Here is a 24034-nt window from a genome sequence, read left to right on the forward strand (position 1 = left end):
CTAGTAACGCAGGCTCAGGTTGACGCCCCAGGTGCGGGGACGGCCGGGGATGAAGGTGGGCATGCCGATGCCGTCGCCGGTGTTGCCGGCGTCCTTGATGAACTGCTCGTCGAACAGGTTGTCGCCGAACACCTCCACGCCCCAGTTGGCGCTGTCGGGCGCGTAGCGCAGGCGCAGGCTGGCCAGGCCATAGCTGTCCTGCAGTTCGTCCTGGATCAGATCGGGCACGAGATTGTTCGCCTGCAGGGCCGGAAGGTCGTTGTCGTCGTCGAAGAAGACCTGCGACTGCCAGGTGTAGCTGGGCTGGATCTCGAAGGCGCCGGCGCCCGCCCGCACCCGCCACACCGCGCCCACCGACGCCATATGGTCCGGCGACAGACGGAAGCGGTTGCCCTCATAGATGCCGTTGCCGAAGCGGGAGTGATTGAAGCCGTAGGTGGCGAACAGGTCCAGATCCGGCGTGGCGGCGTAGAAGATCTGGCCCTCGAAACCGTAGGACTCCGCTTCGCCCGCGTTGGTGACGAAGAACTGGGTGCCCTCCTGCACGGTGGTCTGGAAGTTTTGGTAGTCGTAGAAATAGACCGCGCCGTCCAGGCGCAGACGCCGATCCATCAGCACGGTCTTGGCGCCGATCTCGAAGCTGTCCACCGTCTCGGCCTCGATCACATTGAAGGTGGGTGCGCCCTGGGGGGCCGAAGGCGGGCTGACCGACAGCACCTCGGGGCGACGGCCCCGGGCGTAGTTGGCGTAGACGTTGACGTTGTCCGACACCGCATAGCGGGCGGTCAGGCGCCAGGTGAAGCCCTCGTCCTCATGATCCTGGGTGATCATGTCGCCGTTGTTGGCGGTCGGTTGGGCGGTCAGGGCGAACAGGGGCAGGCCGGGCAGGGTGGCGAAGCCCGGCGTGGCCAGGGCGCCGATCAGACCCGTCAACTGGCCGTTCAGGGCTGCGGCCTGGGCCAGGGCCTCGGGCGTGCCGACGGCGATCAGTTGCTGGATCTGGGTTGCGATGCCCTGCGCCCCCAGGATGCCGCCCAGGGTCGAGCGGCCGTTGTCCACCTGGGACGCATAGCCCGTGGTCTTGTCGTCGCGAGTGTAGCGAACGCCGGCCGACAGCTCCAGCCGGTCGGTAGCCTGGAACGTCATGTCGGCGAACACATCCCAGGACGTGAGCTCGGACGCATTGGTGGGCGTCTCGATGTGCACAGGCTTGAGGTTCGCGGCGATGGCGGGCGCCAGGGCGCCGGCGCCCAGCGGCGTCAGCAACTGGCCCAGGATCAGCTGGGACAGGCCCGGATAGGCCGCCGCCGGCAGCGTTCCGCCGCCCAGTCCGCCGTCGAGGAAGCCCGACAGCTGGGCCAGGGCCATGCGCTCGTCGAACTGTGTGGGCGTGCGCTGGTAGCCTTCCTCATGGAAGTAGCCGGCGCCGACAAAGCCCGTCACGCGAGGACCGGCCTGGAAGTTCAGGCGCAACTCCTGGCTGAACTGCTCGCCGTAGGCTTCCTCGGCGGCGGTGAGGATGGGCAGGGATACGCCGTCGGCGTCGAAGGTTTCGTAGGAGTCGAACTCGCGGTAGGCCGTGATGCTGTTCAGGGTCAGCGAGGGCGAGAGCTCCCAGGCCATCAGTCCGGTCACGCCCCAGACGTCGCGATCCAGCCCCAGGGACTTGCCGCCGTCGAAGTCCGCGCCCGGCGTCAGGGCCGCGCCCGCCCACGGATCAATCGGGCCCAGCGGGGCGCCGGTCACGGGATCGGCGGGGGCGTAGGCCATGGAGGTGAACGGCGTGCCCGACGCGCGATCGGTCTGATAGTTGGCGATGACGTCGATGCTGAACCCGGGCGTCGGTTCAAACGCGCCGGACAGGCGGAACGCCTCGGTGTCGATGCTGTTGTAGTCCTGACCGCCCAGCAGATTCTCCACATAGCCGTCACGGCTCTTCAGGCGCGTGGCGAATCGGATGGCGGAGGTCTCGCCCAGCGGCACGTTGATCATGCCTTCGGCCAGACGATAGCCCAGGTCGCCGACCCCGACGCGGGCCTCGGCGTCGAACATGCCCGGTTCGGCCCGGCGCTGGACAATGTTCACCGCGCCGATCAGGGCGCCGCGTCCGTACAGGGTCGACTGCGGACCCTTGGCGATTTCCATGCGCTCGATGTCGAACAGTTCCACGTAGGAGCCGCGCGACTTCGAGATGGACACACCGTCCTGATAGACCGACACGCGCGGTTCGGCGGTGGCGGCGCCGGAGTCAGAGGTGATGCCGCGCATCACGAAGCCGGGGTTGTTGGGCGACTGGTTCTGCACCAGGAAGCCGGGAACGAAAGCCGAGAGTTCCTCGAACTCCTGAACCCCCAGATCGCGCAGGAAGTCGCCGTTGTACGCGGTCAGGGCGAAAGGCACCTCGATGGGGTCCTGGGCGCGCAACTGGGCGGTGACGATGATTTCCTCGACCTGGGTGGCTTCCTGGGCCTGGACGGCTCCGGCGCCGAGCGCGCAGGCGGCCGCCGCGCTCATGAGACCGATGCGATAGGATGTGGTGCGCGACATGACGGTTTCCCCAAATGGTTCGAGACCCCTAATCACCGTTCATGTAGCTCGCGCGACAACTCGACCACGGAAACGTGACGCTTGATCCGGGGCGGCTGAAATACCGGATCAGCGGCGCCCGCGCCACAGCCCGCAGGCCCGTGACGGCAAAACTTGGTTGCGCCCTGCGGCGTCATCGTTTCACTCTGCGCAAACACAGGGAGGCGATGCATGACAGACCCCAGTCGCGCCGAGATCCGCCGGGCCGAGCACAGGGCCTACTGGAAAAAGAACCTGACCCTGATGGGCGCGCTGCTGGCCATCTGGTTCCTGGTCTCGTTCGGGGCGGGCATCCTGTTCCGCGACTGGCTGGACCAGTTCAGCATCGGCGGCGCGCCTCTGGGCTTCTGGTTCGCCCAGCAGGGGTCGATCTACGTGTTCGTGGCGCTGATCTTCGTCTATGCGGCGGTGATGGACCGTATCGAGCGGCGCCATGCCGCAGACGACCAGGACTGAGGGGCGGATCATGGAGACCATCTTCGGCCTGTCGCCGACCCTGTTCTGGACCGGCCTGTTCGTCATCACCACCTTCGGGCTCTACATCGGCATCGCCATCTGGGCCCGGGCCGCCAGCACCAACGACTTCTATGTGGCCGGGCACGATGTGCATCCGGTGTTCAACGGCATGGCCACCGCCGCCGACTGGATGAGCGCGGCCAGCTTCCTGTCCATGGCCGGGATCATCGCCTTCTCCGGCTATGACGGCTCGGTCTATCTGATGGGCTGGACCGGCGGCTATGTGCTGCTGGCGCTGCTCCTGGCCCCCTATCTGAGGAAGTTCGGCAAGTTCACCGTGCCGGACTTCATCGGCGACCGGTACTATTCCCAGACCGCCCGGATCGTGGCGGTGATCTGCGCCCTGTTCGTGTCCTTCACCTACATCGCCGGCCAGATGCGCGGGGTGGGCATCGCCTTCTCCAACTTCCTGAACGTGCCTATCGAGATCGGGGTGATCGTGGGCGCGATCGTGGTCATGTTCTACGCGGTTCTGGGGGGCATGAAGGGCATCACCTACACCCAGGTGGCTCAGTACTGCGTGCTGATCTTCGCCTTCATGGCGCCGGCCATTTTCCTGTCGCTGCAGATCACCGGCTCGCCCATTCCGCAGCTGGGCTTCGTGGGTAACGCCCAGGACGGGACGCCGCTTCTGCTGAGTCTTGACCGGACCCTCACCGACCTGGGTTTTTCGGCCTACACCGAGGGGACCAAGGCGCGCATCGACGTGTTCGCCATCACCCTGGCCCTGATGGTGGGCACCGCGGGCCTGCCTCACGTGATCATCCGCTTCTTCACCGTGCCCAAGGCCTCGGATGCGCGAAAGTCGGCGGGCTACGCCTTGGCCTTCATCGCGATTCTGTACACCACAGCCCCGGCGGTGGCCGTGTTCGCCCGCTCCAACTTCATCGATACGGTGCACCAGTCAGAGTACTCGGTGGACGTGCGGCGGGGCGAGGCCACGGCGGCCGAGGAGGGCGAGGGCGCCACGCCCCAGTGGTTCTACAACTGGGAGCGGACCGGCCTTCTGGAGTTCACCGACAAGGACGGCGACGGCCGCATCCGTTATGACGCCGACCCGGCGGTCAATGAGGTGACCCGGCTGGATCAGGACATCTTCGTCCTGGCCAATCCCGAGATCGGCGGCCTGCCGGCCTGGGTCATCGGCCTGGTGGTGGCGGGCGGTCTGGCGGCGGCCCTGTCCACAGCGGCGGGCCTGCTGATGGTCATCTCCTCGGCGGTGTCCCACGACCTGTGCAAGAAGGTGCTGTTCAAGGGCATGAGCGATGCGCGGGAACTGCTGGTGGCGCGGCTGGCGGCGGTTGTCGCGGTGCTGATCGCCATTCTGGCGGGGATCTATCCGCCCGGCTTCGTGGCGGCGGTGGTGGCCTTCGCCTTCGGCCTGGCCGCGGCCAGCTTCTTCCCCGCCATCTTCCTGGGCATCTTCTGGAAGCGCATGAACAAGCACGGCGCCATCTGGGGCATGATCTCGGGACTGACGATCACCGGCACCTATCTGATCCACTTCAAGATCGGCTTCTCGCCCATGGTCATCGGCATCACCGCCCTTGTGCTGGCGTTGGCGGTTTTCGTGCTCCATCTGGGCGCCTCCCAGGACAGCGGGCGGCGCTTCACGCCGTTCGCGGCGGCCTCGGGCCTGCTGGTCCTGATCGGGCTGGCGGGGCTGTTCGGCCTGTTCCCCGGCGTGGCCATGGGCACGCCAGAGGCCTGGTTCCTGTCCATCTCGCCCGAAGGATTCGGCGCTGTGGGCATGCTGATCAGCTTCGCCGTCTCGATCGTCGTGACCCTGGCCACGCCCGCCCCGCCCGCCGAGGTCCAGGCCATGGTCGAGGAGATCCGGCTGCCGTCGGCCAGTTAGCCTGTCGGAGCGAAAAACCGTCTAACTTTGGAGTCAACTGCGTCCATTCTCTCCCTTCCGCGCGCAGTATGGCAGCGCCCGGAAGGGGCGGGACGAAACAGGGGCCTCGCCAGTCGAAAACCCTTGCGGGGCTTGCGACTGGCCCATGGAAATGCGGAAATTAGGGCCCTATTCGCCGCGCACGTGCTCGTTGAGGAACGCCAGATAGGCCTCCTGGGCGGTGATGCGGTTCTCCCGGCGCAGGAAGCCGTGGCCCTCGTCCGGGAAAAGCACGTATTCCACCGGCACATCGTTGGCCCGGATGGCGGCGACCAGTTCGTCGCTTTCCACCTGCAGCACACGCGGGTCGTTGGCGCCCTGGACCACCAGCATGGGCCGCACGATGTTGGCGGCGTGGAACAGGGGCGAGATGCGGCGGTGGCGCTCGGCGTCGGTGGCCGGGTCGCCCATTTCGTCAAAGAGGGCGTCGCGCTGGGCGCCCCACCACGGCGGGATGGACTCCAGCGTGCGCACCCAGTTGGTGACGCCGAAGATGTTGACCCCCGCCTCGAAGGCCTCCGGATGGAAGGCCAGGGCCGCGGCCGTAATGTAGCCGCCGTAGGAGCCGCCCATCACCGCCACCTGGTCGTCGGCCACCCAGTCCTGCTCGCGCAGCCACTGGCCGCCGTCGACGATGTCCTGAAGGTCCGCCTCGCCATGGGCCCGGTCGTCCATGTGGAAGAAGGTCTTGCCGTAGCCGGACGAGCCCCGGTTATTGGCGCCCAGCACCGCATAGCCATGATTGACCAGATGCTGGACCATGGCCGAATAGCCGCGCCGGGTCTGGCCCCCCGGGCCGCCGTGCACCAGCACGAGGGCGGGGACCGGATTGTCGGACGAGGCGCCGCGCGGCCGGTAAAGCACTGCCGGGATTTCAACCCCGTCCGAGGCGCGGTAGCGGACGATGACAGCCTCCACCAGATCGCTTTCGGCGATGGCCGGGTTCAGGGCCGTGGTCAGGCGCCGCGCCTGTCCGGTGGCCAGATCCGCCACGAACACGTCCGACGGTGAGGTGTCGGACGCGACCGTAAAGGCGATGGCGCTTTCATCGGCATTGAAGCGCACCTGGCCGATGTCGCCGTCCGGCACGCCGGTCAGGGCGACGGGCTGCCCCGTGGCAGTGTCCAGCAGGGTCAGTTCGGTGGAGGCGTCGGCGTTGACCGCGGACACCCGGTACCGGCCGGACGGCGAGAAGGCGACGTACATCACGTCCCAGTCCGCCGCCAGATAGGGCGTCTTCTCGCCGGTGGACAGGTCGTGGCGCCAGGCCTGATTGAACTCACCGTGCGCGTTGGTGGCGTAGATCAGAGCGGCGCCGTCCGGGGTGAAGTCGTAGGTCCCGTGGGCGACATTGCCTTCATGTTCGGTGATCAGCACCGGCTCGCCGCCGCTCTGCAGGTCCACCACATAGACGTCGGCATTGGCCGAGGTGATGGGTTTGTCCATGGCCAGCCAGCGCCCGTCGCGCGAGATCGCCGAGATGAACATGCCGGGGTTCTCGTAAACCAGCCGGCTGTCATAGGTCGCCGCGTCATAGGCGTAGAGGTCGAACACCTGCGGGTCGCGGGCGTTGGAGGTGATCCAGAACGCAGCACCGTCAGCGCTCCAGCCCAGCAGATCGGCCTTGACGTTTTCGCCCGGGGTCAGGTCGCGGACCGATCCGTCCTCCTCGCGCACATAGACATGGGTGAGCTCGCTGCCCCCGCCGCCGGAATCAGCGGTCAGCAGCACCCGGCCGTCGTTCGGAAAATAGCTCTCGGCGAAGGTGGCCACGTCGGTTGACGCCGTGAGCGGCACGGGATCGCCGCCGTTGAGGGGCAGGGCCCAGGCGTTGAACACACCCGTGCGGTCGCTGGAGATCAGGATCGAGGATCCATCGGGCGAGAAGGCCGCGCCCGATGGACTGGCCATGCCGTAGCTGGTGGTCTCGAAGAACTGGGCGGCGGTGTAGGTGCGCGGGGCCTCGGCCGATGCGGCGGTCTGGGCCAGAGCCGGGACGGGCGCGATCAGGGCGGGAACGGCGGCGGTCAGGGCGAGCGCCGAGACCAGGCAGGCGAGCTTACGCATGGAGAACCCCTCTATCGATGATGATCCCTAGAGGCCGCAATCCATCACGCCGGATGCAGGCTGTCGCGGAATTAATCGCCGGTCGTTGAGCCGCCGGTAACCGCGACTGTGGCACGGAGGCCGCTCAACTGTCGGGGAACGCCCATGTCCGTCGCGCCAGCGCGCACCGATCGCCGGGGAGACATCCAGGGCCTGAGGGCCGTGGGCGCCTTGCTGGTCGCCGTGTTTCACATCTGGTTCGCCCGGGTGTCGGGCGGGGTGGACGTGTTCTTCGTGGTGTCCGGCTTCCTGCTGATCGGCTCGCTGGGCCGGGAGACGGTGGCCAGGGGCTCGGTGGACCTGATCCGCTATGCGGCCAAGCTGGCCAAGCGGCTGTTGCCCGCGTCCCTGTTCGTGCTGGTGGTCATCGTCCTGACCGCGCCGCTGTGGGCGCCGGGCGTGCGGTGGGAGCCCTACGCCAAGCATGTGATCGCCTCGGCCGCCTATCTGGAGAACTGGTATCTGATCCGGTTCTCCACCGACTATCTGACCCGCGACGCGGCCACTCCGCCGGTGCAGCACTACTGGGCCATGGCGGTTCAGGTTCAGGCGCTGGCCTTCTTCGGCGTGGCCATGTGGGGTCTGGCCTGGGCGCTGGGCAAGACGGCCATCGACCGCACCAAGGCGGTGACCGGCTTCCTGATCCTGATGTTCGTCGGCTCGCTGGCCTGGTCGGTGATCCATACGGCGCGCGATCAGCCCGCCGCCTATTTCGACACCTTCGCCCGGCTGTGGGAGTTCGCCCTCGGCGGCATCGTCGCCCTGATCCTGCCGCGGCTGAAGCTGGGCGAGGGGATGCGGCTGATCGTGGGCTGGCTGGGTCTGGTCCTGATCCTGTCTTGCGGGTTCCTGCTGCAGGTCTCCACCGTGTTTCCCGGCTATGCGGCCCTGTGGCCGACGCTGGGGGCGGCCATGGTGTTGATCGGCGGACTGGGCGCCAGCCGCTTCGGCGTGGCCCGGCTGCTGGGCAGCCGTCCGTTCACCTGGCTGGGGGACCGGTCCTATGGCCTGTATCTGTGGCACTGGCCGATCCTGCTGGCCTATCTGGCGATCAGCGAACGCACCGTGGCCACCCCGCTGGCGGGTCTGGTCATCATGGGCGTGTCGGTCCTGGCGGCCGACCTGACCCTGCGCTTCATCGAGGGGCCGACGCGGTATCTCAGCGACGCGAAACCCTGGCGCATCCTGATCGCCGGGGCCGCCGCTGTGGCGGTGGCCGGCGGGGTCGCCGTGGGCTGGATCGGCTACACCAAATTCCAGGCCCGGGCCGAGTGGGCGCGGTTGGCGGATGCGGAGGCCTATCCCGGCGCCGCCGCCTTCGGTCGCGATATCCCCGACGCGCCGGTGACGCCCGGCCCGTTCACCGTGCGCGCCGACCGGCCCGAGCTTTACGACAACGGCTGTCACCAGTCCGAGACCGGAACCGCCACGCCGGGCTGTGTCTATGGCGACCCGGATGCGCCCCATACCCTGGCGGTGGTGGGCGGCTCCCACGTGACCCAGTGGTTCCCGGCCTTGCTGGGCGCCGTGGAGGGCTCCGACTGGAAGCTGATGATCTTCACCAAGAGCGCCTGCCTGTTCCGCGAGACGCCGGAGCCGCACGAGCCGCCGTCCTGCGCCGTGTGGAACCGCAATGTGATGGCCGAGCTGGAGCGCATCCGCCCGGACGCGGTCTTCACCACCACCACCCGCGGCGAGTATGCGGCGGACGAGATCGCGCCGGGCTATGTGGACCGCTGGCGCGAGCTGGAGGCGCTGGGCATCCCCATCGTGGGCATGCGCGACACGCCGTGGTTCCAGTTCGATGTGGCCGAGTGTGTGGAGCGGTTTGGGCGCGACGCGGCGCGGTGCTCACGGGCGCGGGCGGACCTGCTGTCGCCGGAAAACCCGACGCTTCAGGTGACCGGGATCGATGGGCTGTATCCGCTCGATTTCTCCCGCTTCTTCTGTGATGAGACCACCTGCCCGGCGGTGGCAGGCAACGTCATGATCTATCACGACACCCATCATTTCGGGTCGACCTACGCCCGCTCGCTGGCGCCGATGCTGAGGGACGAGCTGATGCCCGTGCTTGACCGGATTGCGGACTAGACCACGACCGCCGTGGTGCCCTTGATGAACCCGCCGCCCAGCAGGCGGTCGGGATCGGCGGGGTCATAGAGGACGCAGGCCTGGCCCGGCGCCACGCCTTCCTCGCCGTCGTCGAACACCACAGCCACCGCGCTGTCCTGGATCGTCAGGCGGGCGGGGGAGGGATCACGGGTCGAGCGCACACGGGCCAGCACGGCCGCGCCGTCGCGGGCCGCTTCCTCGATGGATGCCTGATCGCCCAGCCAGTTGGTTTCCTCCAGCGTCAGGGACGCGGTCAGCAGAGCCTCACGCGGGCCGACAATGACGCGGCGGGCCTCGGGCTCCAGCCTGATCACGAACAGGGGCTCGCCCACCGCCACGTTCAGACCCCGGCGCTGGCCGATGGTGTAGTCGGTGATGCCGGAGTGCGTCCCCAGCACGCGCCCGTCCATGTGCACGATCTCGCCGGCCTCGCGCCCCTGCGGCCGCAGCCGGTCGATCAGGGTGCGGTAGTCGCCGGTGGGCACGAAACAGATGTCCTGGCTGTCCGGCTTGGCGGCGATCTTCAGGCCCAGTTCGGCCGCCACGCCCCGCACCTGGGGCTTGTCCAGATCGGCCAGGGGAAAGCGCAGGTAATCGAGCTGGTCCGCCGTGGTGGCGAACAGGAAATAGGACTGGTCTCGGGAGTGATCGACGGCCTTCCTCATCTGCGCGCGATTGCCGACGGCGGCGCGGCGCACATAGTGGCCCGTGGCCATGGCCTCGGCGCCCAGGTCGCGAGCCACGTCCAGCAGGTCGCGGAACTTCACCGTCTGATTGCAGCGGATGCAGGGCACCGGCGTCTGGCCGCGCAGATAGCTGTCGGCGAACTGGTCGATGACCGCGTCGCGGAAGCGGCTTTCATAATCCAGCACATAGTGCGGAATGCCGATCATTTCGGCGGCCAGCCGGGCGTCGTGGATGTCCTGACCGGCGCAGCAGGCGCCCTTTTTCTTCAGCGCCGCGCCGTGGTCGTACAACTGCAGGGTCACGCCCACCACGTCGTAACCGGCCTTGGCCAGCAGGGCCGCCACCACGGTGGAGTCCACCCCGCCCGACATGGCCGCCACCACCCGCGCGCCCACGGGCAGACCCACCGCCGCGCGCGCGGCCTCGATCGCCACGTCCATGTCGGCGCGCGCGATGTCGGGAACGGGGCAGATGGGCTCCATCAGGGTCATGGGCGCCATTTAGGGGCTAAAGACGGAGAATTCGAGGCTGCCGCCAAAGGAAAGGGCCGCGCCCTTGCGGACACGGCCCTGAAACCTTCGGAGAAACCCCGCGACTACTGGCGGTAATGCTGGATGCGCGTGGTGCGCAGGCCCTGCATGCCCCATTTGTCGATCGCCTTCTGCCAGGCGATGAATTCCTCGGCGGTCAGACGATAGCGCTCAAGGGCGTCCTCAAGCGAAAGCAGACCGCCGCGCACGGCGGCGACCACCTCCGCCTTGCGGCGGATGACCCAACGATCGGTGTTGGGCGGCGGCAGGTCGGCGAGGGTAAGCGGCGTGCCCGTCGGACCCACCACATACTTCTCGCCGCGGTTATTTAGGCGCTGTTCTTTCAGCATGGGCTTGAGCCTCGTACGTCACCATCACGATCATGAGCATAGGCCGACGCCCTAAAAGGCCGCTTAAGCGCCTTGGTGAACAGAAAGATAAAATCCGCCGTTTCCCAAGGGATTCCACCCGAATTGCTTAGGCAATGATTCATTGACTCTAACGATTACTTGCCTGCGTATCAGCGTTTGATCCGCAGAAGCTCTTCCAGCATCTCGTCCGCCGTGGTGATGATCTTGGACGAGGCCGAGTAGGCCCGCTGGGTGGTGATCAGGCCTGTAAACTCGGTCGACAGGTCCACCGTCGAGGCCTCCAGCTGTGAGGCGCCGATGAATCCGGCTCCGCCGGAGCCCGGCGCCTTGAGGTTGAAGGTGCCGCTGCCCTGGGTCACCCGATAGGCGTTGCCGTTGACGGCCGTCAGGCTGTCCGGGCTGGGGAAGGTGGCCAGCGCCACCTGGGCGATGCGGCGCACGACCCCGTTGTCGAAGATGGCGGTGACGTAGCCTTCGTCATCGATCTGGATCTCGGTCAGATTGCCGAAGGCGGTGCCGTTGGTGAGGGTGGCCTGCACCACCGAGGCGCTGTCGTACTGGGTCAGGCCCCCGGCCGAGGCGTTGAGATCGAAGCTGACCGTCTGGTTGTCGATGCCCAGGCCGTCGGCCCAGCGGAATTCGCCGGCCCCCGGCGCCCCGCCGTTCGAGGCGCCGAACGTCAGGCTGGCGTTCTGCGGGTCGTCGAACAGGGCGTCGGCGCCCAGGGCCTGCATGGCCGGGACATCCAGGCGGCCGTCCTGGGTGAAGGCGATGATGCCCGAGCGCAGCTGGCCGTTGGTCAGACCCGCGCCGGTGACCACGTCATCCTCGGGAATGGCGCGGATTTCAGCATACCACTGGTTGGGAACGTCGCTTTTCAGGAAGGACACCGCGAGGGTGCGCTGGCCGCCCTTGGAGTCCGAGACCGGAATGGTCAGCTCGAAATCGGGCCTTACGCCGGTGCCGGTTTCGGCATCCCACATGGCCATGGAGTTGGTGGCGGGATCATAGGCGTTGGCGCCGGGCGGTATGGCGGCGGCGGCCAGGGCCTCTGCGGAAACCGCCTGACTGGAGCGCAGATTGGCGTTCAACTGGACCCGCGTGGTGGCCTCGGCCGTGCCGCCGACGGTGCCCACATTGATCGAGCGCAGACGGTTGAGGTCGGACGGATCGGTGTTGAGGTTGCCTTCGGAATCCACGGGCCAGCCCTGCAGATAGAGGCCGGCGGTGTTCTTGAGATAGCCCATCTGGTCGACGCGGAAGGCGCCGGCGCGTGTGAACAGCCGGGTGTCGGTGGGCTCAAGTCCTTCGGAGCGTTCCGTGACCACGAAGAATCCCGAACCCGAAATGCCCAGGTCGGTGGACGAGTTGGTGCGCTGCAACTGTCCGGCCTGGCTGATGAAGTTCCGCGTGGCGGCCATGACGCCGCCGGCGGAATAGCCCGTGCCGAAGCTCTGGGCGTTGACCATGGTCTGGAACTCGCCCTGGGTGCGCTTGTACCCGATGGTGTTCACATTGGCGATGTTCTGGGAGATGGCGGACAGGGCGGCCGAGTTGGCGGCGAGGCCCGAAACGCCGGCGAGAAGCGCGCTGTTGATGCTCATGATGAGACTCCTGGGAAGAAATCAGTTGAAGGGGTTAAGGGCCGAGACGACCTGAGCCAGCAGGCTCTCGTCATCGTCGTCGTCCGGAAGGGGCGGGGTCGGCGTCGGGCCTGGCTCATCCAGGGCGATGACGTTGCTCAAGGGTACGACAGAGCGGCCGATGGTCAGGTAAGGCTGGCCATTATAGAGCTCGACCCCGGTGACCCGGCCGCGCACCAGCACCTGGGAGTCGATGCGGGAGCCTCCGGTCGAGGCCGCAGTGACCCGCAGGGTGTAGACGCCGCCCTCGGCCACCTGGCCCCCGGCTTTGGTCTGGCCGTTCCATGTGAAGTCATGGACGCCTTCGGATTTGCCGTCAGGCTGCCCGGACCAGACCACGTCCCCGTTGCCGTTCAGCACCTCGACCGTCACCTGTCCTGCGTTGGAGGCCAGCTCGTAGCTCCATGTGGCCTGGCCGTCCTGGAATTTGACGGCCTCCCAAGCGGCGGTGGCGTCACGACCGATGTAGTTGGCTGCGTTGGCCATGCCGCCTCCGCCGCTCTGCTCCAGCAGCGCGGTGAGGAGGTCGTTGGTGAGCAGTTGCTGCTCCACGCCCGCCATCTGGGTCAGCTGGGACGTGAACTGATTGGAATCTACCGGTGACAGGGGGTCCTGGTTCTTCAGCTGGGCGGTCAGCAGAAGAAGGAAGGTCTCGAAATTCGAGGCCAGCATCTGGCTCCCGGCATTCAGTCGGCTGCCAGCCTGGCTGGTGGAAACGGCGTCAACCATGGTCAGACTTTCATGTCCACGCCCTCGGGCGTCAGGGCCAGGGCCGCCCATCGGGAGGGCGGCGGCGTGGCGGGTGCATCGTCAATCAGTCGTCCGGCCCCCGCGAAGGCGCGGTCCGGGCGACGGTCGAAGGGATTGTCGGGCGCATGATCCCGTCGGGACTCGCGGTCCGTGAACTCCAGAGCGTCCTCGCCCAGATGGAAGCCCGAGGCCTCCAGCTGGCGGCGCAGGTCGTCGACACGCCCGCGAAGCTCGGCGGCGGCCGCCGGATTGTCGAACGCCAGACGGGCGGCCAGCCGCCCCTCGGAGTCGATCTCCATGCTCACGTCCACCCTGCCCAGACCCTCCGGGGTCAGGGCCATCTCGAAGCGGGTGGATCGACCCTCGAGGCGGCGCACGATCTGGGCCGCCATCAGGGCGGTCGTCTCGATCGTGGCGCGCGACAGGCCGGAGGGCAGGCCGTCCCGGCCGAGCAGGGGGGCGGACGACGGGCTGTCCAGCGGGCGCCCCGTTGCTTCTGCTTCCCCCTCAGGCAGGGACGCTTCGACGAGCGGTTGCGCCGGGGGCGGCGTGGCGTCCGCCTTCACCTGTCCGCCCTGCGGGCCTGTCGGGGTCAGACCGCCCTGCGAGAGCGAGGGAAAGAAAGAGGCGTTCTGACCATTGGACGTCGGTCGCGCCGTGGCCTCCCCCGACTCGGAGGTCGAGGCCAGCAGCGGGTTCATGAACGGCGGAGGGCGCTCGCCGCGGCGCCCGGCCTCGTCTGTCACCCCTCTCATGGGCTGCATCATCCGCGCCGCCTCTCCGGACGGAACGGGCAGTGCGCCGCGCGCGGCCATCTGGCTCGCCTCGACCGGGCCTGAAGGAACGCGTCCTGAAAGACCGGCCAGCGTCAGACCGTCTTCAACCGCGGTGAGGGGGCCGGGCGTCGGGGAGGTGACCGCGGCCTCAACGCCAACCCCTGGCGCCGGTGTCGGGGCCGAAGGCGGAGTCGGAGTCGGAGTCGCGGAGACCGGAATGTTGACGGCGGCGGTGGCCGGCCCGCCACGCTCCGTCATCGCCCGGGAGACGCCCGGCCCCGCCGGGTCTCCCGCATGAGGCGCGGCGACCTTCGTCTCCATGCCCGATCCTGCCGGCTCCGCCGAGGCGACAGGTGCAGCGGAGGCGCCGGCCGTTTCGAGGGTCTGCAAGGGCGGTCCGGCGGTCCCGTCCCCTGTCAGGGGCGGGATCATCGTCTTCCCGGCATCCCCCCCGACCGTCGTCCCCGCGTCGTCTTCGGGAGCAGGCAAGCCGGTCGGGGACGTCGGGGCGAGATTGAGCAACTGTCCCTGGATCGCCAGCAGTGGGGCGGAGGCGACATCGGCGGCGGGCGGCGTGGGGGCGAAGGCAGGTGCGGGAACCATCAGGACCGGCGTTTGGCCCTGGTCTTCATCGGCGACGGTTTCCATGCCGGCGACGGCAGGCCCCGCCTGACCCGCCTTTCCGCTCGTCGGCGCCTGCCGGGCGAGAAAGCCGGCGAACGCGCTCGCGACGCCCTCATCACCCGCCGCCGACGCGCTGCTTGCGCCGCCGATGGAGGCGGGGGCTGACAGGATCATGGACAGATCAAGCGCGGGCATGGGCGCGGGCGTGCCTTGTGACAGGGGATGAGGCGGCGCCTGCTGCGCCCGGAGTGTTCAACAGGGGCCCAAGCAACTGCCGCGCCAGTCCGGAAATGATGGTTAGTACGCTGATATAATTAGAAAAAATTGCGCTCTTGTGCCGGGTGATAAACACGGCACGGGGTGTTTTTTGCCGCGCTTCAGACCGATTATTGCCCGGCGCGAGGACCCGGCTCCGTCTGGCCCGCCATTTGCGCCGTGCCGGACGCGGACTTCCGTCCCCGCACAGAGACCATCATGAATATCAATGACTTGAGCAAATTGATCTGCAGCCGCGCCGGGCAAAAATCGCCATGGCGCCAGCAGGCTTTGCCGGGTCGCCAGCCGGAAGGCGCGCGCGCATGTCCCTGAACATGATCATGAACACCGCCACCTCGGGCATGATGACGGCCCAGGGGCAGCTGCGGGTGATTTCTGACAACGTCGCCAACGTCAACACCCCCGGTTATGTGCGCAAGGTCGGCGAGCAGCAGGCCCTGACCACCCAGGGCGTGGGGGCGGGCGTCGAGCTGACCCGGGTGCGCCTGGCCACGGATCGCTTTCTTCAGGCCGCCAGCTTCAACGCCGGGGCCGAGGCGGCCCGCCAGGGCGTGCGCTATGAACTGTATGACCGGATCCAGTCGCTGTTTGGCAATCCCAGCGGCGGGACCGATTTCTTCAGTCAGGTCGACTCCATGTTTTCGGCCTTCGCCGTGGCGGCCGAGGATCCGGTGTCCTCGCCTCGCCGGCAGGAAGCGCTGTTCCGGGCCCAGACCCTGTTCGACGAGGCCGCCCGCATCCACACCCAGATCCAGGCCGTGCGCGAGGATGCGGACGGGCGCATCAAGAGCGCGGTGGGCAGCGCCAATCTGCTGCTGGAGCAGATCGAGGCCCTGAACATCGAGATCGCGCGCGCAACGGTGACCAGCGCAGACGCCTCGGGCGCGGAAAGCGCCCAGGCCAGGCTGATCGGCGAACTGTCCCTGCTCATGGATGTGCGGGTTTCAGCGCGAAGCCAGGGCGGCGTCACCCTGCGCACCAACGCAGGGGTGCTGCTGGCCGGCGACGGCCATGCGACGCTGGAGTACCAGCGCGCCGGCACGGTCAATGCCGAAAGCGCCTTCTCCGACGTGTGGATCACCGAACCGCGCGGCACGAAGCGGGCGCTGGCGGAAAGCATCACCTCGGGCGAGATCAAGGGTCTGCTGGAGCTGCGCAACGTCGAGGCGCCGGCTGCGGCCGAACGGCTGGCCGAACTGGTCACCCGCGTCGCCGATGAACTGAACCGCGCCCACAACGCCAACAGTGCGGTGCCTGCGCCCGTCGAGCTTACCGGGCGCAACGTCGGCCAGTCGTTCGAAAACGCCATCGCCGGCTTTACCGGGACCACCAATATCGCCGTGGTCAATCCCCAGGGCGTGGTGCAGACCCAGGTGGAGATCATCTTTTCGGGCGGGACCATGACCGTCAACGGAACGGCGGCCACTCCGGCCACCTTCCTGGCGGTGCTGAACGCAGAACTGGGCGGTCAGGCCACGGCTACCTTCAGCAACGGGGTGCTGAGCCTGTCGACTGGCGGGACGAACGGTGTGGTCGTCGCCGACGATCCGGCCGATCCATCCAGCAAGACGGGGCGCGGGTTCTCACACTTCTTCGGCCTGAACGATCTGGTCACCACCGACCGTCTGGCGCTCTATGAGACCGGACTGACAGGACTCTCGGCGCACGGTTTCACCCCCGGGGAGACCATCAAGTTCCGCTTCACCGGCGACACGGGCGCGCGGTTGCGCGACATCGAGGTGACCATTCCGCCGGGTGGAACGGTGGACGACCTGCTCGCCGCCATGAACGACCCCACGACGGGGGTGGGCTATTACGGAAGCTTCTCGCTCGACGCCTCCGGCGCCCTGAACTTCACGCCGGCCAGAACACCCGCGCCGCAGTTGTCGGTGGTGGAAGACCGCACCACCCAGGTTCCGTCCGGCGTGTCCCTGACCGAGCTGTTCGGCATCGGCGGCGGGGTCAGGGCGTCGCGCGCGGACGGGTTCGCGATCCGGGCCGACATCAACCAGAATCCCTCGCGGCTTGGCCTGGCCCAGCTGGACCTGAACGCCGCGCCTGGAACCCAGGCCTTGTCGACGGGCGACGGTCGCGGCGCGCTTCTGCTGGCCGACGCGGGTCAGCGGGCGGCCGCCTTCCAGGCGGCGGGCAGCGCCCAGGGCGGGCCCATATCGATCTCCCGCTATGCTTCCGAGATGGCGGGAGACATCGGCGCCCGCGCGTCCATCGCCAAGGATCGCCGCGACGCGGCCATGACCCTTCACCAGGAAGCCAGGTCGCGCCAGATGGCGCAGGAAGGCGTGAACATGGACGAGGAACTGGTGCTGCTGACCACCTATCAGCAGGCCTTCAACGCTTCGGCCCGTCTGATCCAGGCGGCCAGCGACATGTATGACACCCTGATGGGGATGATGCGATGACCCGTGTTTCCACAATGGGCAACTATCAAAGCGCCCTGCTCAATCTGATGACGGCGCAGGTGCGCGGACTTGACGCCCAGAAGCGGGTTTCCACGGAGAAGGTGGCCCATGATTTCGCTGGCTACGGACGGGCTTCGGAAACCCTGACCGCCCTGAAATCCGCCCAGAGCCGCATCCAGGGCTTCATCGAAACCGGCCAGGCGGTGGCGGGCCGCATGAAGACCCAGGCCCTGGCGTTCGATCGCATCGCCGAGGGCGCCAGCGGCGCGCGCCAGACCATCGCCGAGGGACTGGCCGCGGGCCGGGTCGACGGGCTGATGCAGGAGTTGCAGTCCTACTTCCAGATTTCCCAGGAAGGGCTCAACGCCAAGCATCAGGGCCGCCATCTGTTCGCGGGCGGCGACACGGAAACGGCGCCCGTGACGGTCTCGAGCCTGGCGCAACTGGCGGCGGCGCCGGACGTGGCCTCGGTATTCGTCAACGACAGGCTGGCGACCGTGTCACGCCTTGATGAGAACGCCACACTTCAGACCGGCTTTCTGGCCGATGACGTGGGCGCCGAGCTGTTCCAGATTTTCCGCGACATTCAGGAGTATCACACCGGTCCGGACGGCCCTGTGGACGGCCTGCTGACCGACCAGACGCGGGACTTTCTGACCATCCAGCTGGGTCGCTTCCGGGACGCCCATAGCCGCATCACCGACGTGGCGGCGCGCTCAGGCTCAATGCAGGCCCGCGTGGATTCTCTGCTGACCTCCCACGACAACCAGAAGCTGACTCTTCAGCAGCTGATCGGCGACCGTACCGACGCCAACATGGCCGAGGCGCTGACCGACCTCGAGATGTCTCAGATCTCGATCCAGGCGTCTGCCCAGGTGATCAGCCAGCTTCAGTCCACGTCGTTGCTGAATCTTCTGAGGTTCTAGGCGGGGAACACCCGGGCCCGGTCCGCATCGATCATCACCGATACGTCTTCGTCCACAGCGGGGACGCCGCCATGCAGGCGCAGGCGCGCGGTCTGGCCGCCCGCAGCGATCGTCACCTCGTGGAAGCCCCCGCCGAAGGCCACGGATGCGATCCGGGCGCGGGCGCCCTCCAGCCACAGGCGCAGGCCCTCGGGCCGCACCATGACGACGCCCGCGCCATCGGGCAGGCCGGGCGCGGGCACATCGCCGAATGCGGTTTCGGCCATCCCGCCGGCGATACGCGCGGGCAGGGCGTTGGCCTCGCCCAACAGGCGCGCCGCCGCCATGCTGACCGGATTGAGATAGCAGTGGCGAGGGTCGCCGATCTGCAGGATGCGGCCCTCGCTCATCAAGGCCAGATCGTCGGCCATGAGCAGGGCTTCCTCGGCGTCATGGGTGACGATCAGAACCGCCGCCCCCGCCGCGCGCAGGGCCGACAGCAGGGTCTGGCGCACCTCGGCCTTCAGATGGCTGTCCAGTCCCGAGAAGGGTTCGTCCAGAAGCACGGCTGCGGGCTCGCGGGCGAGGGCGCGGGCCAGGGCCACCCGCTGTTGCTCGCCGCCCGACAGCATGTGGGGCCAGGCGTCGGCGCGCACCGCCAGTCTGACCTTCTCCAGCAGGGCCAGGGCGCGGGCGTTGCGCGCCTTTCGCGGTAGATGCCTGAGGCCGAAGGCCACGTTGGCGAGCACGCTCAGATGGGGGAACAGGGCGTAGTCCTGAAACACCAGGCCCACGCCCCGCTGTTCGGGCGGCACGTGAAGGCCGGGGCCGGACAGCGTCTGGTCGCCGGCGAGGATCTCGCCCTCATCCGCAGGCTCCAGTCCCGCGATCAGGCGCAGCAGGGTGGACTTGCCGCAGCCGGACGGCCCGAGCAGGCAGGTGATGCGGCCCGGCCGCAGGTCGAGATCTGCGCCCTCAACCGCCGTCTTGGCACCGTAACGCCGCGAAACGCCGCGCGCCGAGAGGGCGGGCGGGGCGAGAACGGGGTCGGCGTTGACGTGCATATCCAAGGGGCGGGTCCGATCAGGCGGGGGCGCCGGGGCGCGAGGCGGCGACCTTCCGGGTCAGCCATACCACCGCGGGCAGGGCCATGAGAACGATGATCAGGGAGGGCCAGCCTGCCTGGGGCAGGCGTTCATCCAGGGCGTAGTTGTTGGCCAGCACCGCCAGGGTGTCGAAATTGAACGGCCTCAGGATCAGGGTGGCCGGCAGCTCCTTCAGAACGTCGATGAAGACGACCAGCGCTGCGGTCAGGAGCGACCCCCAGGCGACGGGCAGTTGCACCGCCCGGGCGGCGCCGCCCTCGGTGCGTCCCAGGTTGCGCGCGGCCCAGACCATGTTGGGCGTGACGCGGGACAGGCCGGCGTCGATGGGTTCCAGCGCTGCGGCCATGAGGCGTGCGGCATAGGCGTAGATCAGCAGCGCCAGCCCCATGCCGAAGCCTGAGGCCGCGCCCGGGACGGTCTGCCAGACGAACGCGGCGGGCACGAGCAGGCCGATGGCCATGACGGCGCCCGGGGTGGCGTAGCCCAGGCTGGCGATGCGCGCGGCCATGGGCATGCTCCGGGCGCCCAGGGCCAGAGCCGCCGCGAGAACGACGGTGACCAGGGCGCCGCCGGCGCCCATGATCAGGGTGTGCAAGGCGGCGCGTCCGACGCGGGGCCATTCGGGCGTGACGTCCAGCGACGACCAGGCCAGCCACCCGGCCGGCAGCAGCAGGCCGAAGGTCAGAAGCGCAAGGCAGAACGCGGTCGCGCTCCACGCCTTGACGCCGGTGAGAACCGTGGTGGGCAGGGGGCGCCAGCGGGCGTTGGGACTTTCGAAGCCGCGACCCTTCCGCCCCCAGCGCTCCAGCCACATAAGCAAGGCCGCTGCGCCCAGCAGCGGCAGGGCGAACTGGGCCGCGCTCGCCGTCGAGCCGTAGACCGACCAGGCGCGCACCACGCCGGTGGTGAGGGTCTGGACGGCCAGGAACTGCACCGCGCCGTAATCGGCCAGGGTCTCCATCACCGCCAGGGCGATCCCCGCCGCCAGCGCGGGACGGGCCAGGGGCAGGGCGGCGCGCAGGAAGGCCTGACGCGGCGTGCAGCCCAGGGTGCGGGCGGCCTCCAGCGCATGCACCGACTGGTTCACGAAGGCCGCGCGCATGGCCAGATAGACGTAGGGATAGAAGGCGCAGCTGAGAATGAACGCCGCGCCGTAGAGGGTGCGCATCTCGAACGGCATGTCGAAGCCCAGCGTCGGGCGCATCCACATGCGAAGCGAGCCGGCCACGTCGAACAGGTCGGCATAGGCGTAGGCCACCGCGAAGGCGGGCGCCGCAAGCGGCAGGGCCAGAGCCCAGGCGAACAGGTTGCGGCCCGGAAAGCGGTGCATCACCACAAGCCAGGCGGCGATGGACCCGGCCACGCCAGTCAGCACCGCCACCATCAGCGCCAGCGCGGCCGAGGTCAGGGCGTAGCGGATCAGGTCCCGGGCGGCGATGTCCGCTGTTTCCCCGGACAGGGCGGCCATCACCACCCCGATCAGCGGCAGGATCGCCGTGAGCGCCGCCAGCAGGGCCAGCACGCGCAGGGGGGTGAGCCGGAAAGGCGAAAACCCGCCCCGTCGCGTGACGGGGCGGGCGGTGTCGGCCGTCGGTGCGGCGACGGGGCTTATCGCCAGCCCGCCGCGCTGATCAGGCTTTGCGCTTCGGCCTGACGCGGACCGTAGGCGGAGACCGGCATGGGATGGGCCGCGAAGTCCGCCCAGGCGTCCACCGGAGCGGGCGCCGGCACGTTCGGGCTGGCCGGGAACTCATTGTTGTATTGCGACACGAGGGTCTGGGAGGGGGCGGAGGCCAGAAATTCCAGCAACCGCACGGCGTTCTCCCGGTTCGGCGCATTGGCCGCCACGCCGCCGCCGGAGATGTTTACATGGCTACCCTGCCCGTCGAGGCTGGGGAAGGCCAGCAGCACATTCTCGGTGATCGCGCGGTCCCCTGCATCGTCGCCGTTGGCCATGCGTATGTAATAATAGCTGTTGGTCAGGGCCACGTCGCAGACGCCGGCGGCGATGGCGCGGATCTGATCCCGGTCGCCGCCTTCAGGCTGACGCGCCATGTTGGCCACGATCCCCTCGACCCACCCACGAGTCTTGTCCACACCCCAGGCCTCGATCAGGGCGCCCACCAGCGACAGATTATAGACATTGTCGCCGGACCGGACGCACAACCGTCCGCGGAAGCGCGGCGAAGCGAGCTGCTCGTAGGTGGCGACTTCCTCCGGGCGGACCCGGGCGGAATCATAGGCCACGACCCTCGCGCGGCGTGAAAAGCCGAACCATTCGCCGCCGGACGCGCGCAGGTTCTCGGGGATGGCCTCGTTGAGGGTCTCTGAATTCGCCGCCTGGAACAGGCCTGCATTCTGGGCCCGCCACAGGGCGCCCGCATCGGCGGTGACGAAGACGTCGGCGGGGCTGTTGGCGCCCTCGCTCTGCATGCGGGCGATCAATTGGTCGGCGTTGCCCTCGATGCGGTTGACGCGGATGCCCGTCTCCTCGGTGAAGCGGTCGTACAGCGCCAGGTCCGCATCGTAGTGACGCGCGGTGTACAGGTTCACTTCGCCAGAGCCGTTATCAGGGGCCGGATTCTGGCCGCAGGCTGCCAGGGCGGCGGCGCCGGCGACAGCGGCGATCAGGGACAGGCGAAGGCGCATGGGGGACTCCTCGTTCGGTTCGACGTGGTCCTAGCGGCATTGAGAATAAATCGCAAGAAGGCGAAGGGGCTTGTTCTCCTGTGACTGAACGGAAACAGCTTTCGAGACGTTAGGGCCAAACGCAGCACAGCCATTAGGCGACGCGCGGGGGCAGGGTATGATGCGCGCATGAAGGCTGCGGAATTCCAGATTGATTCGGGCGCGAAGGGCGCGGTTCTGCGTCTGTCCGGCGACTGGACCACCGCAGGCCTGCGCCGCACCCCCGAAAAGCTGAACCGCGCCCTGGACGGTGTTCAGGTCGAGAAGCTGGACATCGACGAACTGGGCGGCTTCGACACAGCAGGGGCTCTGGTGCTGGTCCAGGCCACGGCCAGGGCCCTGCCTGCCTCGGCATGGAAACCCCGGCCTGAAGCCGGGCGCATCTATGCGCTGGTGGAAAAACTGGAGCGCGGAACCGCCCCCCCGCCCAAACGACCGGACGCCATCACCCGTATCTTCGCCAGGATCGGTCACGGCTTCTATGACGTGATGGCCGAGATCATGCTCAGCATGGTGTTTCTGGGCCGGTTGATAATGGCCATCGGCGGCTCCCTGAAGCATCCGGGCCGGATTCGATGGGCCGCCTGGGTCAGCCATGTGGAGCGCGCCGGGCTGGACGCCATTCCCATCGTCATCGCCACCAATTTCTTCATCGGGGCGGTGATCGCCTTCATCGGCGCGGACCTGCTGCAGCAGTTCGGCGCCCAGGTTTTCGCGGTGGAACTGATCGGCATCTCGGTCTTCCGCGAGTTCGCCGTGGTGATCACGGCGGTTCTTCTGGCGGGCCGGTCGTCCTCGGCCTTCGCCGCCGAGATCGGCTCCATGAAGATGAACCAGGAAATCGACGCCATGCGGGTGATGGGGGTGGATCCGTTCCAGGCCCTGGTGATTCCGCGACTGGCGGCCCTTCTGATCATGTTGCCGCTGCTGACCTTCATCGCCGTGCTGGCGGGCATGCTCGGGGGGCTTCTGGTCAGCTGGTCGCAACTGAATCTGGGCCCGGCCTTCTTCATCCAGCGTATCGAGCAGAATGTGGGCATCCAGCACCTGTGGGTGGGCCTGTCCAAGGCACCGGTTTTCGCCATCGTGGTGGCGGCCATCGGCTGTCGTCAGGGCATGGCGGTGTCCGGCGATGTGGAATCCCTGGGCCGCCGGGTCACGGCCGCCGTCGTCCAGGCCATCTTCGCCATCATCTTTCTCGATGCGGTGTTCGCCCTGATCTTCCTGGAGCTGGGCGTATGACCGAGCGGGCCGAGCCCATCATCGAGGTCGAAGGCATGGTCACCGCCTTCGGCGATCTGGTGATCCATCAGGACCTGGATCTGACGCTGGAGCGCGGCGAGGTGCTGGGCGTGGTGGGGGGCTCGGGCACCGGCAAGACCGTGTTGCTCAACTCCATCCTGGGCCTCAAGCAGCCGGACGGCGGTCGCGTGCGCCTGTTCGGCAAGGATGTCTCAGAGATGTCCAAGGCCGAACACGCCGACGCCGAGCGTCGTTCGGGCGTCCTGTTTCAGCAGGGCGCCCTGTTTTCGGCGCTCACCGTGATCGAGAACGTCTCCTCACCCCTGATCGAGCACACAGGGCTGTCGCGGGACACGATCCGCGAGTTGGCCGAGCTGAAGATCGCCATGGTGGGCCTGGGGCCCGAAAGCCATCATCTGAAGCCCGCCGAATTGTCCGGCGGCATGCGAAAGCGCGCCGGTCTCGCCCGCGCCCTGGCGCTGGACCCCGAGCTTCTGTTTCTGGACGAGCCGACGGCGGGCCTCGACCCCATCGGCGCGGCGGCGTTCGACAAGCTGATCCGCACCCTGTCTGACGACCTGCACCTCAGCATCTTCATGATCACCCACGACCTCGATAGCCTCTACGCGGTGTGCGACAAGGTCGCGGTGCTGGCTGACAAGAAGGTGGTGGTTAAAGCCCCGGTTGAGGATCTGGAGCGGTCCGATCATCCGTGGATCAAGGAATATTTCCTCGGCCCGCGCGGCAGGGCCGCGAAGGCCAGCACGACAGAGAAACCCGACAGGAGAGCGGGATAATC

17 protein-coding genes are annotated in these 24034 nt (G+C 67.8%); 7 read left to right on the forward strand and 10 right to left on the reverse strand.

All coding sequences use genetic code 11. The features are described from left to right. Nucleotides 1–2547, reverse strand: a complete 2547-nt coding sequence (locus tag ACK4FB_RS07655) for a TonB-dependent receptor (protein WP_409750072.1) — start codon at nucleotides 2545–2547, stop codon at nucleotides 1–3. A 210-nt stretch (nucleotides 2548–2757) separates the two neighbouring features. Between ACK4FB_RS07655 and ACK4FB_RS07660 the strand changes: the two genes are divergently transcribed. Further along, nucleotides 2758–3042 (forward strand): DUF4212 domain-containing protein, encoded by a 285-nt coding sequence (locus tag ACK4FB_RS07660; RefSeq protein ID WP_409750075.1) that lies wholly within the window; start codon nucleotides 2758–2760, stop codon nucleotides 3040–3042. After that, nucleotides 3020–4960 carry a sodium:solute symporter family protein gene (locus ACK4FB_RS07665; protein ID WP_409750078.1) on the forward strand — a complete coding sequence of 647 codons (1941 nt, stop codon included), beginning with the start codon at nucleotides 3020–3022 and terminating at the stop codon, nucleotides 4958–4960. The genes ACK4FB_RS07660 and ACK4FB_RS07665 overlap by 23 nt, the downstream gene beginning before the upstream one ends. Before the next feature lie 168 nt (nucleotides 4961–5128). On the opposite strand, the gene ACK4FB_RS07670 is transcribed toward ACK4FB_RS07665, so the two are convergent. After that, nucleotides 5129–7066: a S9 family peptidase gene (locus ACK4FB_RS07670; RefSeq protein ID WP_409750081.1), complete on the reverse strand. Its 1938-nt coding sequence runs from the start codon at nucleotides 7064–7066 to the stop codon at nucleotides 5129–5131. 144 nt (nucleotides 7067–7210) lie between these two features. On the opposite strand from ACK4FB_RS07670, the gene ACK4FB_RS07675 reads away from it, so the two are divergent. Beyond that, entirely contained in the window at nucleotides 7211–9196 is a 1986-nt protein-coding gene (locus tag ACK4FB_RS07675; RefSeq protein WP_409750083.1) for an acyltransferase family protein, read from the forward strand. Here the strand turns inward: ACK4FB_RS07675 and mnmA are convergent. The 5 genes from mnmA to ACK4FB_RS07700 all read right to left on the reverse strand — a co-directional run bounded on the left by mnmA (nucleotide 9193) and on the right by ACK4FB_RS07700 (nucleotide 14772). After that, on the reverse strand, nucleotides 9193–10395 hold the full coding sequence (gene mnmA / locus ACK4FB_RS07680; protein WP_409750582.1) for a tRNA 2-thiouridine(34) synthase MnmA: 1203 nt from the start codon (nucleotides 10393–10395) through the stop codon (nucleotides 9193–9195). The genes ACK4FB_RS07675 and mnmA overlap by 4 nt on opposite strands. Nucleotides 10396–10499: 104 nt before the next feature. After that, nucleotides 10500–10784 carry a DUF1153 domain-containing protein gene (locus ACK4FB_RS07685; RefSeq protein ID WP_409750086.1) on the reverse strand — a complete coding sequence of 95 codons (285 nt, stop codon included), beginning with the start codon at nucleotides 10782–10784 and terminating at the stop codon, nucleotides 10500–10502. Between the two features lie 170 nt (nucleotides 10785–10954). Then, nucleotides 10955–12409 (reverse strand): flagellar hook protein FlgE, encoded by a 1455-nt coding sequence (flgE, locus tag ACK4FB_RS07690; protein WP_409750088.1) that lies wholly within the window; start codon nucleotides 12407–12409, stop codon nucleotides 10955–10957. A gap of 21 nt (nucleotides 12410–12430) precedes the next feature. Further along, nucleotides 12431–13177, reverse strand: a complete 747-nt coding sequence (locus ACK4FB_RS07695) for a flagellar hook assembly protein FlgD (protein ID WP_409750091.1) — start codon at nucleotides 13175–13177, stop codon at nucleotides 12431–12433. A 2-nt stretch (nucleotides 13178–13179) separates the two neighbouring features. Beyond that, the gene (locus tag ACK4FB_RS07700; protein WP_409750093.1) at nucleotides 13180–14772 is read right to left on the reverse strand and encodes a flagellar hook-length control protein FliK; all 1593 of its coding nucleotides are present in this window, start codon (nucleotides 14770–14772) and stop codon (nucleotides 13180–13182) included. 404 nt (nucleotides 14773–15176) lie between these two features. Between ACK4FB_RS07700 and flgK the strand changes: the two genes are divergently transcribed. Both flgK and ACK4FB_RS07710 read left to right on the forward strand, forming a co-directional pair. After that, nucleotides 15177–17294, forward strand: a complete 2118-nt coding sequence (gene flgK, locus ACK4FB_RS07705) for a flagellar hook-associated protein FlgK (RefSeq protein ID WP_409750096.1) — start codon at nucleotides 15177–15179, stop codon at nucleotides 17292–17294. Beyond that, nucleotides 17291–18220, forward strand: a complete 930-nt coding sequence (locus tag ACK4FB_RS07710; protein ID WP_409750099.1) for a flagellin — start codon at nucleotides 17291–17293, stop codon at nucleotides 18218–18220. The genes flgK and ACK4FB_RS07710 overlap by 4 nt, the downstream gene beginning before the upstream one ends. On the opposite strand, the gene ACK4FB_RS07715 is transcribed toward ACK4FB_RS07710, so the two are convergent. From ACK4FB_RS07715 to ACK4FB_RS07725, 3 genes are all read right to left on the reverse strand, one after another. After that, on the reverse strand, nucleotides 18217–19263 hold the full coding sequence (locus ACK4FB_RS07715; protein WP_409750585.1) for an ABC transporter ATP-binding protein: 1047 nt from the start codon (nucleotides 19261–19263) through the stop codon (nucleotides 18217–18219). The genes ACK4FB_RS07710 and ACK4FB_RS07715 overlap by 4 nt on opposite strands. 19 nt (nucleotides 19264–19282) lie before the next feature. Then, entirely contained in the window at nucleotides 19283–20827 is a 1545-nt protein-coding gene (locus tag ACK4FB_RS07720) for an ABC transporter permease (RefSeq protein WP_409750102.1), read from the reverse strand. An 86-nt stretch (nucleotides 20828–20913) separates the two neighbouring features. Next, complete coding sequence (locus ACK4FB_RS07725; RefSeq protein WP_409750104.1) at nucleotides 20914–21954, reverse strand: extracellular solute-binding protein; 1041 nt, start codon at nucleotides 21952–21954, stop codon at nucleotides 20914–20916. A gap of 168 nt (nucleotides 21955–22122) precedes the next feature. Between ACK4FB_RS07725 and ACK4FB_RS07730 the strand changes: the two genes are divergently transcribed. Beyond that, a complete protein-coding gene (locus tag ACK4FB_RS07730; RefSeq protein WP_409750107.1) occupies nucleotides 22123–23235 on the forward strand; it encodes an MlaE family ABC transporter permease in 1113 nt (370 codons plus the stop codon). Further along, entirely contained in the window at nucleotides 23232–24032 is an 801-nt protein-coding gene (locus ACK4FB_RS07735; RefSeq protein ID WP_409750110.1) for an ABC transporter ATP-binding protein, read from the forward strand. Before ACK4FB_RS07730 ends, ACK4FB_RS07735 begins: the two co-directional genes overlap by 4 nt. Nucleotides 24033–24034 lie beyond the last annotated feature (2 nt).

It is taken from the genome of Brevundimonas sp., assembly GCF_046299535.1.
GTDB lineage: Bacteria > Pseudomonadota > Alphaproteobacteria > Caulobacterales > Caulobacteraceae > Brevundimonas.

Excerpts from the sequence above, each read along its gene's own strand:
- ACK4FB_RS07715 (WP_409750585.1), bottom strand. The coding sequence starts at position 19,263 with ATGCACGTCAACGCCGACCCCGTTCTCGCCCCGCCCGCCCTCTCGGCG.
- flgE (WP_409750088.1), bottom strand. The coding sequence starts at position 12,409 with ATGAGCATCAACAGCGCGCTTCTCGCCGGCGTTTCGGGCCTCGCCGCC.
- ACK4FB_RS07655 (WP_409750072.1), bottom strand. The coding sequence starts at position 2,547 with ATGTCGCGCACCACATCCTATCGCATCGGTCTCATGAGCGCGGCGGCC.
- ACK4FB_RS07670 (WP_409750081.1), bottom strand. The coding sequence starts at position 7,066 with ATGCGTAAGCTCGCCTGCCTGGTCTCGGCGCTCGCCCTGACCGCCGCC.
- ACK4FB_RS07685 (WP_409750086.1), bottom strand. The coding sequence starts at position 10,784 with ATGCTGAAAGAACAGCGCCTAAATAACCGCGGCGAGAAGTATGTGGTG.
- ACK4FB_RS07660 (WP_409750075.1), top strand. The coding sequence starts at position 2,758 with ATGACAGACCCCAGTCGCGCCGAGATCCGCCGGGCCGAGCACAGGGCC.
- ACK4FB_RS07735 (WP_409750110.1), top strand. The coding sequence starts at position 23,232 with ATGACCGAGCGGGCCGAGCCCATCATCGAGGTCGAAGGCATGGTCACC.
- ACK4FB_RS07665 (WP_409750078.1), top strand. The coding sequence starts at position 3,020 with ATGCCGCAGACGACCAGGACTGAGGGGCGGATCATGGAGACCATCTTC.
- flgK (WP_409750096.1), top strand. The coding sequence starts at position 15,177 with ATGTCCCTGAACATGATCATGAACACCGCCACCTCGGGCATGATGACG.
- ACK4FB_RS07695 (WP_409750091.1), bottom strand. The coding sequence starts at position 13,177 with ATGGTTGACGCCGTTTCCACCAGCCAGGCTGGCAGCCGACTGAATGCC.
- ACK4FB_RS07710 (WP_409750099.1), top strand. The coding sequence starts at position 17,291 with ATGACCCGTGTTTCCACAATGGGCAACTATCAAAGCGCCCTGCTCAAT.
- ACK4FB_RS07725 (WP_409750104.1), bottom strand. The coding sequence starts at position 21,954 with ATGCGCCTTCGCCTGTCCCTGATCGCCGCTGTCGCCGGCGCCGCCGCC.
- mnmA (WP_409750582.1), bottom strand. The coding sequence starts at position 10,395 with ATGACCCTGATGGAGCCCATCTGCCCCGTTCCCGACATCGCGCGCGCC.
- ACK4FB_RS07700 (WP_409750093.1), bottom strand. The coding sequence starts at position 14,772 with ATGATCCTGTCAGCCCCCGCCTCCATCGGCGGCGCAAGCAGCGCGTCG.
- ACK4FB_RS07675 (WP_409750083.1), top strand. The coding sequence starts at position 7,211 with ATGTCCGTCGCGCCAGCGCGCACCGATCGCCGGGGAGACATCCAGGGC.
- ACK4FB_RS07730 (WP_409750107.1), top strand. The coding sequence starts at position 22,123 with ATGAAGGCTGCGGAATTCCAGATTGATTCGGGCGCGAAGGGCGCGGTT.